The sequence below is a fragment of the Variovorax sp. SRS16 genome (genome assembly GCF_901827165.1).
Classification (GTDB): domain Bacteria; phylum Pseudomonadota; class Gammaproteobacteria; order Burkholderiales; family Burkholderiaceae_C; genus Variovorax.
The window spans coordinates 463468-478186 of sequence record NZ_LR594667.1 but is presented as its reverse complement, the minus strand read 5'-3'; the positions used below and the strand labels follow the sequence as shown (position 1 = coordinate 478186).

Below are 14719 nucleotides of genomic sequence, written 5' to 3'. Positions count from 1 at the left end.
AGTTTTTAGCAGTAGAGTTCTGCGTCGACCCAGCGGCGCGTGTCGGGGTCGAAGACCTTGATGACAGCCTCGCAGCGACGCAGATGAGCGGAAATCCGCACCCGGGCGCCTTCCCAGAGACTTTCTGAACGGATGAGGCTGTCAGCAGCCTTCGCGATTTTCTCGAAGAGGACCATGCCGACGGTGTAGCCGTCGCACTCAGAGAAGCGTTTCATGGCGCGGCGATAGCCGCGACGAATCCAGGCGACGAATGCGGCCTGCACCGTCGGTGACTTGTACTCGGCAACCTCCTCCTCGCTGAGCGAAGTGTCGGCAAGGATTTCATCCAAGTTGCCAAAGGCGGTCGCCACGCCGCGGACGATGGAGTCCTCGGTGTAGAAGTCCAGCTTTCTGCTGGGGATGAGCTTCGGAAGCTCGAGGTCGTCGTTGACGCAATCGCGCAGCATCCCCTCGATGTTCAGCGCCAGGTCCGCAGCGTTGTCTCGGCCGTAAGAGTGCCGCATGGCCCAGCCGTTCTCCAGGCGCAGCAGCAGAACGGAGCCGAGTGCCTCGCACTCCCCTTCGACCGGGGAGGTCTGGGTCGCGAAGTGCTCCAGCATGTCGTGCGCGCACGCCAGGCCGCTGGCCGGATTGGCGTTCTCAAACCAGGTCGGCTCGAGACCCATGATTCCAACCTCATCCCATTCCTTATAGATGAACTCACGAACGATAGGCACGGCTGCCCTCCTAAAAAGTAGTTGTCCTGAGCGGTATAGCGAGCGAGGCGTAATCCGAAATCGCGTTCGGCGCGTGACTACGCGAGAGGACGGACGCGGGATGAGGGAGCGCCCCTCTGCCTTGGTCGCGCATGACCACGTCTCATGGCACGAGGGGCGTGTCGTGTGGCCGAGAAGCGTGAAGGCGGCTATCTGCGGTGTGACGCACTTCCGAATTTGCGCCGCAGGCGCTTTGAAGCGGAGCGCACGAAGGCCAGGATGTGGGCAGAATGGCCGACTTTGGACTTTTTCGGACCAACTGCCTATGTCTGCTCTAGTCCTTCTCATCGCGCTCGTCCCAGCCGTCGCAGTCTTCGTGGTAGCGAGCACGACCCGAAGCGTCTGGTGGACTACCGTCGCGGCGGTCTTGGCGGCGGGTGTCGGCGTTGTGATGGGGCACCCTGCGTACATGGTGCTGGATGTCCTCGCGGTCGCCGTGCTGTACTGGCTGTCGATGCGGACGCTTCTCAAAACGAAGCGCGAGGTGAAAGCAGCGCGTGCCTCGGCACTTCCTCCAGCGGCACCGCCTCCGCCAGCCCCTTCCGCCGCCAGCGGCGGCCGTGGCAAGGGGCTCCCCGGGCTTGTCCTAGGCGCGCTGGGTGTGCTCGGCTACATCGGCTACCTCGTCCTCAGTTTGGGTCTTCTGGACCGAAGCGCCCCCGTTGCGCCGACGGCGGCCGCGACCCCCGCTGCTTCGTCGCAGCCGGTCGGCCTCCCGCCAGTAGCTCCATCTCAGCGTGTTCAGCCGCCGCGAACGGTCGCTTCGCGGCCCAAAAATCTGCCGCAGAACCGTGGTTCCGTCACGAAGCAGTCGGTGGCAGCCTGCCTCCGCCTTGCTTCTGATGAGAAAATGCGGGACTGCCTGGCGCGCGCCGAATGAAAGCGGTGCGAAGGGCCTCCCCGTCACGCGAGGCTCACCGATGAGCGCGCGTCCGGCGGTGGTTGGCTCATCAAGCCGACCATAGGCTGAGAGAAGGCGCAGGGCCTGCGCCAAGTCTTGTGGAGGTTCGCTGACGGGAAATCCCTGTCATGCAGCGGAAAATCATCGTTGGTAGACTGTGGCCCGCCCCTGGCCCGCCATGTGTTTTCGCCTCAGTGCGGAACCAGGGCATTGCTTTTGCCGATTCAGACAAGGAGAAGTCCCCTCGAGCATTCACGGCTAGTGAACGATTTAAGGTCCGTTGCGTTCGATTTTCCCCACCGAAAGGCGTTGATGTATCTCCACCCGCTCATCGCAGGCATTCCGCAGAGCGAACGGGCCGCTCTCGTGAAGAAGTCTGAGCTTCGTACGTTCAAGCGCAACGAAGTCATCGTTGCCTTCGATGAGAAGACCAGCTACATCTATTGCATTGCCTCGGGGCTGGCCAGGGTGGTGGTGCCGTCGGGCGGCGAGGAGGGGGTGACCACGGAGTTCGTTCGTCAGGACGACTTTTTCATGGGCCCAACGCTCATGGAGCCCTCGTACCATGCAGACGCCTCGTTGGTAGCTGCCTTGCCGACAACGGCATACGTGGTCCCGATAGTGGCCATGAAGGAGCTGTGTCTGAAGTACCCGGAGATATCGCTGGGTCTGTTCGAGCTTGCCCGCAAGCGGTTGGTCGTTCTGCGTGCGCAACTGCGCCGCATCGCATCTCAGTCGTCGGAGAAGTTGGTAAGTCGCATCCTTCACGAGCTGACGCAGCTCGCGCCAACGGCATCAGGCGGCTACGACAAACGCATTACGCAGTCGGTGATTGCTTCGTACTCCGGACTGTCCCGCGAGCAGGTGAACAAGACCATCCGGGACCTGGAGGGGCGGGGCCTTGTCACCAAGGACGCCGAGGGTGTCCACGTGCCGCCGGACTTCGCTGCGACCGACTTTCGAACGCTGCCCATTCAGGAATCGCTTCCGAAGGTGGAGCCCACCGTGACGACCTTCTTCCCCGACCTTTTCGACGAAGAGACGTTCGCCATCGCGCGGAAAAAGAGATAGGCGGCGTTCGCCGCGGCGTCCTGCGGCATGCCAGAAGGCAAATTTCAGTGACCCCGCACGCCGGCTGAGTTCTCACGCAGGGTCCTGAGAGCCTCGTGCCGCTGCGCAGTTGTCCCGCCGGCCGCAACGTCGTTCAACGGCCGCAGCAGGCGCATTGCGACGAACCGTAGCTCGCCTGTGTCGGCGCGCTGCGGGAGCTCCGTCAGCTTTTCGACGGCGGAAGCACTCCCCTGTCCAAAGCCAGCGCGTTTGCACCGTTCCTTCGTACAGCGGCGAGGCCTCCTCGACCACGAGACGACTCTGGACTGGCAAACGCGCGCTCTAGTCTGAAAGCCGCTCGGAAGCCCCGGGGCGCCCGCCTGGCTCCTGCCATACCGCGGCACCTCCTGCAGTTCTGCCCAGGGGGAGCTGCGCTCTCGCTACACGGAGCATCCAAACCCGCTTGGCTGCCCCAATGTCGCCGCACCCCCGCCTCCGCTCGCTCGCAGCCACGGTCTTGCTGGGCGCCGCACTCATCGCCCAGGCCGCCGAGCCTGCGAACGGCGTCAACGCTGAGGCCGCCGGGCTGATGAGCCAAGCGAACCATCTCACCCGCGCGTCGGTGCTCTATGCGCTGAAGGAAGGCCGCTGGCCATACGCTCTCACCCACCTCTCGCCGAGCTTTCTCACCGCGGTGCCAAGCCCCCCGAGAGCGTTCGGTCGCCAGGCGGAGTGGCGCACGGTCAGGCCCGGGTTCCCGGCGGCCTGGGTTCGGACCGGTGCACCAATCGACCTCTGCCGGGCGCTCAACCTCCAGGCTCGAGGCGATGACGGCATCTATAAAGCTGCGCAACCAGCCATGCCCCTGCAGTGCTACGGTCGCAGCGCACCGTTTACGGTGCTCGTGCTGTTCGCAGAAGGCGAGACCGCTGCCTTGCACAAGGCTCTTCGCAGAGCAGGCGGCTGGAAACACGGAGCTGCCGACAGGCCCCATGGAAGTTGGTCGGTGCCTCCGAACGTAAGAAGTCCGAGCTATTCGCCGGAGCACCACTGAGCCTTGGACCAGGCTGCCTCGGAGCCCTGGCCACGCGTCCTCCGAAATCATCAATGAGGGGCTGCCCCCGTCGGCTGGAGTTGGGCAGCGGGCTTGCCGTGGCCCCTTCTTCTTCGAAGCGGGCTAAGACGGCGCGAGCTCCGAGGGGGGGGTACCTAGCCCTCGTACAACTCCGCCCGGATGTGCTCGCCAGCATTGCCGCCAGCCTCGCTGTCGCCAAACGGGTCGCCTAGGGAGGCGGCAGCGTCCACCACGCGGGTCGCGAAGTCGACCACGTTCTGGTCGAGCTTGTCGCCAGGCCGGATGAGCCCGCGCTGTGTTGCGAACTCGGTAAAGCGCGAGACAGGTCCGCGCGCCTGTGAACCGTCTGTGCGGAAGGACGGGTACGCACTGCGTGGCACGCCGCAGCACAACTGCTCGCGGATGCGGTCGCCCGCACTCAGGCCTGACTTGTCGTCCGCGTAGGCGTCCCCAATGGCTGCGCAAAGGCCTGCCACGTCCATCGCAAACTCGAGGAAGTTCTTGTCGAGCTTGTCACCAGCGCGGGCCAAGCCTGAATCCACCGCCATTTCGGTGAGCCCCTCAAGGCACGCGGGGTCATCGATGCCTGCGCCCACCGGGTCGTCGTCTTCGTTCTCCATCTCGGAAACTCCTTTGGAACGGGGCATCGTACGGGAACTTCGAGCGTTCAAGCTGTAGGCGGCCTACCCCTCGTAGTGCGTTGCTGCCTGCTCGAGCCGCCCGGCCCATTCGCGCATGTGGTCCAGGCATTCCACCTCGGAAACGCCGCCACGAAGGGCGACGTGGAGCGCCGTGTCGATGAAGGCCCTGTGCACGGGCGAAAGTCGTTCGAGGTCCTGAGGCTTGACTGCTCCACCGAGGATGTCGCCCCCGCGCTTACCGACCCAGCGTCCAAGGGCTGTAGGGCTGGCATAGGAACGCCGAGCGATTCGGCAAGGGTCAGCAAGGTGCCGACGGGGACCTTGAGCTTGCCTCGCGAAATCTTGCTGATGGTCGCCTGGGGGACGCCTGAGTGCTCCAACAGCGCTAACTGGGTCTTCAGACAAGGATGCGCCGTCATCGCTGCCAGGAGCCGATGGGAAATCTCGCGATTCAGGTCGGTTGGAACCGGATTGCTCATGCAGTGAGGCTATCAGGATAGTGATAGAAATATCAGCATCATGTTTCTATTTCGGGTCGCGAGGTGTGGTTCGGACAGCGGCATCGAGCCCGCGGAGGTGCTGGAGCTTCTCCCCAATCTTGCCCTCGAGCCCACGGGAGACCGGCTGGTACCAGTCCATCTCCGGTAGGCCTTCCGGAAAGTAGTTCTCCCCTGCCGCGTAGGCGTCCGGCTCGTCGTGCGCGTACCGATAGCCCTTGTTGTGACCAAGCTGCGCCATCAGCTCTGTGGGCGCATTGCGCAGGTGCATGGGGACAGGCCTATTCGAATCCGTTCGCACGAACGCCCTGGCACGGTTCCAAGCCTTGTACACAGCGTTCGACTTCGGCGCCATCGCGATGTACACGGCCGCCTGTGCGAGGGCCAAGTCGCCCTCGGGCGAGCCGAGGCGCTCGTAGGATTCAGCAGCGTTCAGGGCTAGTTGCAGAGCCCGAGGGTCTGCGTTGCCAACCTCCTCGCTTGCCATGCGAACAAGGCGTCGTGCCACATAGCGCGCGTCAGCGCCGCCGTCCAGCATGCGTGCCAGCCAATAGAGCGCGGCATTGGGGCTTGAGCCCCGGATGGACTTGTGAAGCGCCGACACGGTGTCGTACAGGTCATCGCCGAACTTGTCGAACCGGCGCAGCGCTGCCGGGGAGGCCTCGCGCACGAATGGTTCTGTGACTTTGGTCACCCTGGCGGCCTTTGCCGCGGTGCTGAGCTGCTCTAGCAAATTGAGGAAGCGGCGGGCATCCCCGTCAGCGAAGCCGATGGCAGCAGCGAGCGCGCCATCGTCGAACTCGAGGCCTCCGAGGGAGGGCTGCGCGCGCTTGAACAGCGCCGCCAGCTCGTCGTCGCTCAGGGACTGCAAAACGTAGACGTGCGCACGGGAGAGCAGAGCGGAATTGACCTCAAAAGATGGGTTCTCAGTCGTGGCTCCCAAGAAAACGAAGGTTCCTGCCTCGACGAATGGGAGGAGTGCGTCTTGCTGGGCCTTGTTGAAGCGATGAATCTCGTCGATGAAAAGGATGGTCTTGCGGCCACGGTGATTCAAGGCCTGCTCAGCACGCTCGACCGCCGCGCGAATCTCCTTCACGCCGGCCATGACCGCTGACAGCGCAATGAACTCGCAGTCCATGACCCGGGCAGTCAGGCGCGCTAAAGTCGTCTTGCCGACACCTGGGGGACCCCAAAGGATGAAGGAGTGCAGGGTTCGGGCCTCGAAGGCCAGGCGCAAGGGCTTGCCCTGCCCCACGAGGTGCTGCTGACCCACGACGTCATCCAAACAAGTCGGGCGAAGCAGCTCCGCAAGGGGAGGAGTTGGGGCGGTGGAGAAGAGGTCCGACATCCAACTTGTAGCGCATGCTGGTTATCTCCGGCGCCCACCTATAGCTGCATGGTCGCCACGGCAGTACCATCCCGAGCATCTTGGGTGCTACAGGGAGGCTAGGACAACGAATGGAATCAACAATGCCTGAAGAAATCAAAAATATCCCCGACTTCCTCGACCCGCACGCTGAAGAGCTGATTGCACGTGCAGGCTGGATGGTCCAGGGCGTCTTCCCGACAGAGGAGCATCCCGGCCCGTTCTTCTCGTACACCATCGGTCTTCACCAGCGAGGGCTTTCTGAACTCATCGTGATGGGGCTTCCCCTCGAGTACGGCCACCAGCTGCTGAACGACATCGCACGTTGGCAGCAAGAGGAACCGGTCGACGCGACACGACAAATCGGCAAGCACACGCTCGGCAGATGGCCCATGCCCTTTCACTTGGTGCCGGTGGCGCCCGAGCAGGTGAGCGACATGGTCGGACGGGCGATTCATCGCAGTCGCGGTCAGGCCAGCTTCAGCCAGGTGGCGCTGCCTGACCGTAAGGGCCACTTTCCGTGGGAGCCGGAGTGTGAAGAAGGCTGGAAACAGCATCAGCACATCCGGCGAGCCGTGCACTGAGCCAAGTCTATCGATTCAGTACTTCAGACCGTCGGCACGCCCGGCGGTCTTTCCTTTTCGCGTGCTGGTCGCGCAGGACCGCCCGACGTAAGGCAAGCCTTCGGCCATTCCCCTGCGGCTGAGCGGCAATAGCCCTTCGGAGCCCATTTCGGCGCACCTGCAACGCGGCAAAGTCGAGCAGACGGTTATACGGTGCAGGACCACTCGAAATGACGAAATGACACTCACCGCTCCCTCTCTGCTCCTTCTTGCACTGGCCTTTGCGGGCATCGCCTTTCTTGGCGAGTACGTGGCGCTGGCTCAAATGCGGCGTTGCGCCTTCAGCTCCGTCCCGCTCGTGCGTACAGCACGCCGCGCGCTGTACCCAGCTCTGCTGGCTTGCGCTGGCTTCTTGCTCTACGCAGGTTCAGTCAACTTCCGGCTGACTGTTGTCTCAATGGCCATCGGAACGTTCGTGGGCTGCATCATTGCCCTTCCCTCGTTGTCGCGGGGCTTGCTGTATCAGCCGACGATGCGCCTCATCGCGCCTGTGATGCTGGTCTTCGTCGTGGGCAGCCATATCGATGGGGTAGGCGCGGCCCCGACGCTGGAACTGGGCTTGCTCCCAGCCCTATCGACCCTGCTGGTGTGCGGCCTGCTCTGGCTCATCGCGGAATACCGGCATCACCAGGACATGGAGCGCCTTCGGGACTGAAATCTCCGACCTCCGACGACGCCACTTCCATTCTGAAGCCGCCCTTCCCCGGGCGGCTATTCTTTTGGGCTACCGGGTACGCACCAGTGGCCCGGGAGCAGGTAAATCGCACGTCGCCATCGCTATACGTCGCATCAAGCAACCCAAGGAGGTGACCATGCGCAAGCAAAACGGCGGCGGCAGCGGCTGCTAGGCCAAACCCAACTCCATCGCCCCTTCACGGGCTCAACTGCATATTAAGGAGGTCTCGATGCGCAAGCTGCACGACGGTGACGGATTCGCATGAATCCGCGCCACCTGCCCTGCAACCAACCAAGGAGTGCTTCATGCGAACTGAAGGCTACGGCCTAGGCTGATTCCAAGCCCCCGCTATCCGGCGGGGGTTTCTTCTTGCCGGGAGCCCCTAGCTTTGGCCCTATCAGGCCTATACGGGACTGCTAGGCACGGGCGGCGCGCATCAGGCATCGCTAGACGAATCAGACCATTGACCACAAAGGACCTGAAGCATGACCATCAACTCCTGGACCAACCTGCCCGACCCCTGCGAAGCGCCGCCGGCCGCGGTGAGCTACCGCACCTTGTTTGACGTAACTGGCGACGAGAAGGATAAGGACACACTCCTTGTGCCGCGCGAGGAGCTGCCGCCGTCGCCTGTCCTTGCCCGTGACGCTGTGCTTGAAGAAGCCGGGGCGCTCTGTGACCAGGTTGCGCTGGAGTACGGAGGCGTCGCGAGGAGCAAGTTCGCCACGGAGTTCGGCAAGCAAATCCACCAAGCCATGGCGAACGGCGCGCACAACGCAGGCACCCGTATTCGCGCGGCGCTCTCGACTGCCCCCAAAGCCTCACCCTCGGACGAGCCCGAGTTCATTGAAATCGGCTAGCGCTTGATTTCCGGTCCCCTGCCTGCGCGAGCCGCAGCGGGGGATTTCTTCTCGCCTTTGCGGACCGTCCCAGCTCGGGCGTCAGCCGTTGCCTAGACGAGGAAGACCCCCTCAAGACAAAGACACACATGACCACGAAAGCCACCCTGTTGCGGCGCATTGACGCATTCCTCAAGACCAAGAAGAAGTCCGATGGCGGCTTTGCTCCCGTGGACCCGAAGGAGATGGAGGACCTGTACGCCATCGTGCGGGGCCTCATCGAAGTCAAGTACGAAGAGGACCCCGACGGTGACGTTCCCGTCGAAGTCATCCTGACCGACCGCACGCGCTTCGAGCGACCGTTGCACTTTCCGGTGCAGTACGCGCACAAGCCGGTTGATGGCAAGAGCGAGTTCGACCTGCACCTGACCGCGGCATCCTCGTATGGCGCCCTCTCGAAATGGGCAGGCGAAAATGCAAGCCGGCACCTGGATGCGGTGAAGTCAACGATACGCGATGCGACCGAGAAGCATCGACCCCTTGTTGTGCAGGGCGTGCGCTACCTGGCCAAGCAACAAGCCCCTGTGTCGGCCGTCGATGTAATCGACGTGATGACCAAAGAAGCCGTGAAGGCGTACAAGCGCAACCCCTGCCCGGTCGACTACAAAGACCGCAACCGCTGGGCGGACGCCTTGGCGAGCGCTGGAACCAAGAAGCTGGGCATCAAGCTGCACGCGGGTTCCTGCATGCATACGACAGGCGGTGTTCGCATGTACTTCGAAGTCCCCTCGCTGGACACCACAGTCCGCGTCGAGACCGGCAGCAATCCGGAGTTCAAGCCGGCTGCCAAGAAGCCCTCCAGCCAAGACTGATTTCAACCTCCCCTCCTTCTAGCTCCCTCGGCAATGCCCTGGGAGCTTTTTCCCGCTTGACCGCGGCGTGTTCGCTAGACGAAGGAGGTAAACAAACTTCAAGGGCACCCAATGACTACTCTCGCATTCCAAATCTTCGACTGCCTCCGCGGTCACACGATAGAGCCTTTCGAATACAAACCCGGACGCCACGGCCGCCGCGGAATTGGCCTCAGGCTCGAGCCTCAGGATGCCGAGGCCTCCCCGGGCGCGCGTGCATTGCACCACGCGTGCTTCGACTACTGGCAATACTGGCGCGGGACTTCGCAGGCGCTTCTAGTCGACAGCCTGACCGCCGACCAGCGCTACCGATGGAAGGGCGACCTGACTCGCATCTACGCCAAGCTGGAGATGGCCCGCGGTGAGCTTCGGCAGGCCACGGGCGAACCCGCAACTCCGTGGATTCGGGCGCTTCTCGCGCTTCCCGCTGGCATGGACCTCGGCAGTCAGCGCGTGCTGCTGCGTGGGCCGTTGCGAGACCGGGCCGCCCAGCACCAGCGCGAAAGTGGAAAAATCGTCCTGACGGCGGAGCCTGAGGACCATCGGCGAGGCTTTGACCTGGCCTTCCGCCTTTCAGAAGGCAATCTGGTGCACACGGGCAAGATGTCGCTCTCCAAGGGAGCGACTGAGGTGCCGCCGAAGACCTTGGGCGATGACCTTGACCGAATCATCCGCCTACGCCGAGAAGGTATTCGCGGCATCGACCACCTGATGGCGCAGTACCTGGCTGGTGAAATCTTCCCCAGCGCAATGCGTGAGGAGCAAGACCGGAGAGACGCAGCGGCCCTGGCACATCGACTGGTGCGCGGGCTGAGCATGCGGGACAAGGCCTTGCTGAAGGGCCAGATTCATTTGCTGAGCGACCTGCTCTGATTTCCCTAAAACGGACGCGCCTAACCGCCGTCCGTTTTCTTGCGCGAGTCACCCTAAAACGGTTCTAGCTCGAAAGCTTTATAGCTGCTATAATGATGGCTTTTAGGGCTCTTAGGCACGCGAACCCGCGAGCCTGGAACGGGTACCCACGGGCACCCAACGAGCTCCATTCAAACAACAAATTCAGGATGTGACTATGCCCGCTACCCAAGAACTGGCAAGAAAAGCTGCAGTGGACGACCACATCACGAAGGAAGTCGAACTCCTGATTCAGCGTTGCACGGCAGCTGGGATTTCCGCCGGCGAGGCACATGCCTCGCTGTGCTACCGCGTCTTTCGAATGAACATCGAGGCGGGCGCCGCCGAGGAAGCAGCGCGCGAGGGTCCGTTGAATCGACTCTTGCAGGACGCCTACGACTACCTGATGGCGGGCAAGAAGAAGCTTCACCTCGAGACGTGCGAGGCGTGGCTGCTCGCAAAATTCGGCGCCCGCATTGGCGATGTCGTTGAGATTAACCGGGACACCTGGGAGGAGCCGCGCCAGGTACTGGTGGACCGCTTTCGCATCCTGTGGATGAAGTACGACGGCCTGCAGACGGGCTATATGTGGTTTCAGGGGCCGTGTTCGGCGACTCCCGCTTTCATGCCTAGAAAGGAATCGGGCGAGCAGGGCGTCTCCGTGTTGACTCCGATTGAGGTCGTGAGCCCCAGCGCACGGATGCGCAACTTGTACCCGGACCGCTTCGCCCCTCGGATACGCCTGGACGACTGAACGGATTCCACCGCCAATAACAGATGAGCGCCCTTACGGCGCGCCTCATTTTCAATTTCTTGAGTTTCCATGAGAGAGCAACCAGCACGCCCGCACGTCTACCTGGCCGGGCCTGACGTCTTCTTCCCCGAGCGCGCCGAGATTTTCAAGGCGCTGAAGGCCCATTGCGAGCAGCTCGGGATGGTTGCCCTAGTGCCGTCCGATGGCGGCCTGCCGGACGGGTTCGGGGGCACCGAGGATGAAATCGCCCAGCGAATCTACGACGCGAACATCGAGCTCATCCAGCGCGCGGACGGCATTGCAGCCAACCTGGTGAACTTTCGGGGGACCGAACCGGATTCCGGAACCGTCTATGAGGTGGGCTTCGCTGTGGCGCTCAAGAAGCCGGTCGTTGCCTACGGCGTCCCTGCCGGCACTTACGCATCCCGAGTAGCCGCCACTCTTCCCTGCGAATCGGACGGCCGCGGTGGCCAGTGCGAAACCGCCACGAAGGTTCACGTCGAAGGCCTCGGGCAGCGCCTCAACCTCATGCTGTCGCGTTCCGCCGAGATTGCGCCGTCTGCGCGCGCAGCTCTAGACCGAATTGCCAGCCACTTCCAGCAGGTTGGGCTGCTTCAGGCCCAATAGATAAAGCTCGCTGGGTAGTTCAGTACCCCTTGTGGCGCTTAGTGAGTAATCGCAGTTGCATTCCGCGCGGAGAACGCCAGAAGCATCGCCCCGACGGCTTGAAAGCCGGCGGGGCGAAATAATCAGGCGGGGAAATCCGGCATTGGGCAGGGCGCTACATAGCGCCAGTAGTCGGAGTTCAGGTACAAGCCTGTTCCGACGTTGCCGGAATGGCTCCATTTGCGCGCCCCCGGATTCCATTGCGCAACGACCAAGCCGAAGGAATGGCCGTCCATGTCTTTGACCTCCAGCCAGTGATGCTCGGCGGTCTTCAAGTTCGGCGGAACGGGTTGCTGGGCTTTGCGAGCCGCGAGGTCGATTCGGGGGTGCAGCATGATTGAGGGGGTGAGTTGGCCTCCTTCGTGTAGCACCAAGGCGGGCCGCGCCCTCTGGGGGCGCCGCACACAGAAACAGGGCACATGTCCAACTTTCCCGTAGCTCAGACACACGAAAGTGAGACCCTTGCTCCTCGGCTGGAAGGCTCCGGCCAAACCCGACTCGCCTGGAGGGGCTGCTGTACGCGCCTGAAAAGGCGCGTAAACTGGACGTCCATACAGTACCGGAGCCCGTCATGGCCGCCCTTCTGGAATGGGCCGACGATGACGACGCGCCGGCCCTGCCGTCCCGCCGCGTCAAGCCCGTCCTGAAGCCGGGCGAGTTGCCCGCCTCCGTCGAGGCTGCCCTATGGCGCGGCGACCAGCTTGGCTCGCCTGTCACCAAGGTGGTTCCCACCGGCTTCGCCGCACTCGATGCAGAGTTGCCGGGCGGGGGTTGGCCGGCCCGCTCCCTGACCGAACTGCTCCAGGCCCAGCCGACCGTGCTCGAGTGGCGCCTGCTTGCCCCGGCAATGCGCCAGGTTGTGGCTGATGGCAAGGATATCGTCATCGTGGGACCGCCGAAGGCTCCCCACCTGCCAGGCCTGCGCGATGAGGGCATCGATGAGCGCCGAATGGTCTGGATTCAGGCGGCGACGCCGGCGGAGCGCCTATGGGTCACCGAGCAATTGGTGAAGGCGAACGCAGCCGGAATGCTAGTGGCCTGGCTCCCGCAAGCGCGTCAGGAGCAGATTCGACGGCTTCAGGTGTGCGCCCAGGGATGCGACAGCCCAGTGGTCCTGTGCCGGCCCGCCGCGGCCCAGCACGAGCCCTCCGCGGCGCCGCTGCGCCTGCAGGTGAGCTATGGCGTCGACTGGGAGCTTCAGGTGCACCTGCTGAAGCGCAAAGGCAGCACCCATGACGGCGTGCTGCACCTGCCGTCAATTCCCCGCGGCCTGGCGCCGCTCATCACGCCCCGGCTGTCGAAGCCGAGCGTGCTCCTCGCCGCGCGCAAGCCTCGCGTGACCGCTGGAGAACCATCAGATGCTCTGGGCAGCGTTACTTCCCGACAGCCAGCTCTCCGACACCCAGCGCACTGAAGCAATCCGTGGCCTGGCGGTCTGGTGCCTCCAGTTCACCCCGCGCGTCAGCATCATCGATGCGGCTTCCGCTTCTGCTGCGGTGGTGATGGAGCTGGAGGCGAGCGTGCGCCTGTTTGGCGGCAAGCGGAAGCTCGTCGAGCGGGTGAAAACCGAGGCGGAAGAGATGGGGGTGGGTCAGCTTGCCTGGGCCCCGACCAGTCTCGCCGCGGTGGCGGTCGCGCGCACGGGTCAATCGAACGGGTTTTCCAAACCCCTCCAGGCCCTGCTGGACGCCCTCCCCGTCGAAGTTCTGGCTTCCGCCGCGGCGCATGCCGCCATCCTTGAACGCATCGGATGCCAGACCCTCGGCCAAGTGCGCGCCCTCCCCCGTGGCGGGCTGAGCCGGCGCTTTGACAAGGAACTGTTGGGGGCTTTGGACCAGGCCTATGGCCTCAAGCCGGAGGCGCATGCCTGGGTGCAACTTCCCGACACCTTTGCTGCCAAGCTCGAGCTGATGTCTCGCATCGAGATGGCGCCGGCGCTTCTCTTTGGCGCCCGTCGGCTCCTGCTCCAGCTGTGCGCCTGGTTGGCCGCAAGGCGGTCCGGGACGACAGCTTTCACGCTGAAGTGGTGTCACGACGCGATGCGCGCCAAGGCAGCCGGAGATGGCGGCGAACTGTCGGTTCGTACAGCGGAGCCAACGCGCAACATCGAGCACTTGAGCCGATTGCTGGCCGAGAACCTGGCCAAGGTCGAGCTGCTGGCGCCCGTGGGGGACCTCGCACTGGTGGCAGACGACGTTCGCCCGCTCGAAGAAAACAGTTTTTCGCTGCTGCCTGAGACGCTACCGGACGGCGAAGGCCTGGCATTGGTGCTGGAGCGCATCGCCGCGCGGCTGGGGCCAGAGCGGGTCTTGCGACCTGTCATCCTGGAGGACCACCGGCCGGAATGGATGTGCCATTGGCAGCCTGCTCCGGACAAGCGCCCAAGGCAGGTGGCGCGCCTACTCGACTGCCCTCAGCCCACCTTCATCCTGCCCAAACCACTGCGCCTGGCCTCCCGTGAGTCACAACCCCTGTACCAAGGCCCCCTTAAGTTCTTGATAGGCCCGCATCGCATCGAGCATGGTTGGTTCGACCGGGTCGGTGAGAGCTTGACTGACCAGGCGTCGCCAGGAAAGGCCGCCACCTCCGACCAGGTCGAAACACGTCACGTTGCGCGTGACTATTTCGTCGCGCTGAGTGAGCATGCTGGCTTGCTATGGGTGTACCAAACCCGCCTTGCGAGCGAAGAAAGCGCATGGTTCCTCCATGGCGTATTCGCTTAATCGGGCGCACGACCCACCCGTTGCGAGATGCATCCGAGCTCAAAAGAAAGCCCCTACTCGAGGGGCTTGGAAGGAGTTCATCGGGTGCGCAGCAATGCGCGGACCCCGGGGTGTACGAGTCCTGGGGCGCTGCGGCAACTCGGCGTGGAGGTGCGGGGTTGAGGTACCCGCTGTGTTCCGACCCTGCGCCAAGCAGGCGGAGCACTCCATAGGTTTACGGGTCCGAAAGTCAATGCCGGCCATGAAACCGTCGGGGCGGAAGTAAGAGGCATGGATATTTCCTAGAGGGGGCACATGTCCTGTATAGAAAGTCGCGTCGCGACGCGTCGGGCCGCAGGCCCGAGCGGTGGC

15 protein-coding genes are annotated in these 14719 nt (G+C 63.4%); 10 read left to right on the top strand and 5 right to left on the bottom strand.

Going from position 1 to position 14719, the window contains the following annotated elements; genetic code table 11:
• Positions 1-5: 5 nt before the first annotated feature.
• Positions 6-716 carry a hypothetical protein gene (locus E5P2_RS30355; protein ID WP_146039560.1) on the bottom strand — a complete coding sequence of 237 codons (711 nt, stop codon included), beginning with the start codon at positions 714-716 and terminating at the stop codon, positions 6-8.
• Between the two features lie 1252 nt (positions 717-1968).
• Between E5P2_RS30355 and E5P2_RS30350 the strand changes: the two genes are divergently transcribed.
• A complete protein-coding gene (locus E5P2_RS30350; RefSeq protein ID WP_068674523.1) occupies positions 1969-2727 on the top strand; it encodes a Crp/Fnr family transcriptional regulator in 759 nt (252 codons plus the stop codon).
• A 1188-nt stretch (positions 2728-3915) separates the two neighbouring features.
• Here the strand turns inward: E5P2_RS30350 and E5P2_RS30345 are convergent.
• From E5P2_RS30345 to E5P2_RS30340, 3 genes are all read right to left on the bottom strand, one after another.
• Positions 3916-4401: a hypothetical protein gene (locus tag E5P2_RS30345; RefSeq protein ID WP_068674055.1), complete on the bottom strand. Its 486-nt coding sequence runs from the start codon at positions 4399-4401 to the stop codon at positions 3916-3918.
• A gap of 63 nt (positions 4402-4464) precedes the next feature.
• Positions 4465-4596: a hypothetical protein gene (locus tag E5P2_RS38220; protein WP_269475015.1), complete on the bottom strand. Its 132-nt coding sequence runs from the start codon at positions 4594-4596 to the stop codon at positions 4465-4467.
• A gap of 351 nt (positions 4597-4947) precedes the next feature.
• The gene (locus E5P2_RS30340; RefSeq protein WP_068674058.1) at positions 4948-6267 is read right to left on the bottom strand and encodes a replication-associated recombination protein A; all 1320 of its coding nucleotides are present in this window, start codon (positions 6265-6267) and stop codon (positions 4948-4950) included.
• Between the two features lie 122 nt (positions 6268-6389).
• Here E5P2_RS30340 and E5P2_RS30335 point away from each other — a divergent pair, with 122 nt between their 5' ends.
• The 7 genes from E5P2_RS30335 to E5P2_RS30305 all read left to right on the top strand — a co-directional run bounded on the left by E5P2_RS30335 (position 6390) and on the right by E5P2_RS30305 (position 11606).
• Positions 6390-6869, top strand: coding sequence for a DUF4262 domain-containing protein (locus E5P2_RS30335; RefSeq protein ID WP_068674060.1), 480 nt, complete (start codon positions 6390-6392; stop codon positions 6867-6869).
• 217 nt (positions 6870-7086) lie between these two features.
• On the top strand, positions 7087-7563 hold the full coding sequence (locus E5P2_RS30330; protein WP_068674062.1) for a hypothetical protein: 477 nt from the start codon (positions 7087-7089) through the stop codon (positions 7561-7563).
• Between the two features lie 506 nt (positions 7564-8069).
• Complete coding sequence (locus tag E5P2_RS30325; protein ID WP_068674064.1) at positions 8070-8444, top strand: hypothetical protein; 375 nt, start codon at positions 8070-8072, stop codon at positions 8442-8444.
• A gap of 128 nt (positions 8445-8572) precedes the next feature.
• Positions 8573-9295, top strand: a complete 723-nt coding sequence (locus E5P2_RS30320; RefSeq protein ID WP_068674066.1) for a hypothetical protein — start codon at positions 8573-8575, stop codon at positions 9293-9295.
• A 111-nt stretch (positions 9296-9406) separates the two neighbouring features.
• Positions 9407-10207, top strand: a complete 801-nt coding sequence (locus E5P2_RS30315; RefSeq protein WP_068674068.1) for a hypothetical protein — start codon at positions 9407-9409, stop codon at positions 10205-10207.
• 232 nt (positions 10208-10439) lie between these two features.
• The gene (locus tag E5P2_RS30310) at positions 10440-10979 is read left to right on the top strand and encodes a hypothetical protein (RefSeq protein WP_068674070.1); all 540 of its coding nucleotides are present in this window, start codon (positions 10440-10442) and stop codon (positions 10977-10979) included.
• Positions 10980-11048: 69 nt separating this feature from the next.
• Complete coding sequence (locus E5P2_RS30305) at positions 11049-11606, top strand: nucleoside 2-deoxyribosyltransferase (RefSeq protein ID WP_068674072.1); 558 nt, start codon at positions 11049-11051, stop codon at positions 11604-11606.
• Between the two features lie 122 nt (positions 11607-11728).
• Here E5P2_RS30305 and E5P2_RS30300 read toward each other — a convergent pair whose 3' ends face one another.
• Positions 11729-11980 carry a hypothetical protein gene (locus E5P2_RS30300; protein ID WP_068674074.1) on the bottom strand — a complete coding sequence of 84 codons (252 nt, stop codon included), beginning with the start codon at positions 11978-11980 and terminating at the stop codon, positions 11729-11731.
• A 236-nt stretch (positions 11981-12216) separates the two neighbouring features.
• Between E5P2_RS30300 and imuA the strand changes: the two genes are divergently transcribed.
• Positions 12217-13059 carry a translesion DNA synthesis-associated protein ImuA gene (imuA, locus tag E5P2_RS30295; protein ID WP_083944143.1) on the top strand — a complete coding sequence of 281 codons (843 nt, stop codon included), beginning with the start codon at positions 12217-12219 and terminating at the stop codon, positions 13057-13059.
• Positions 13004-14368 carry a Y-family DNA polymerase gene (locus E5P2_RS30290; protein ID WP_068674076.1) on the top strand — a complete coding sequence of 455 codons (1365 nt, stop codon included), beginning with the start codon at positions 13004-13006 and terminating at the stop codon, positions 14366-14368. The genes imuA and E5P2_RS30290 overlap by 56 nt, the downstream gene beginning before the upstream one ends.
• Positions 14369-14719 lie beyond the last annotated feature (351 nt).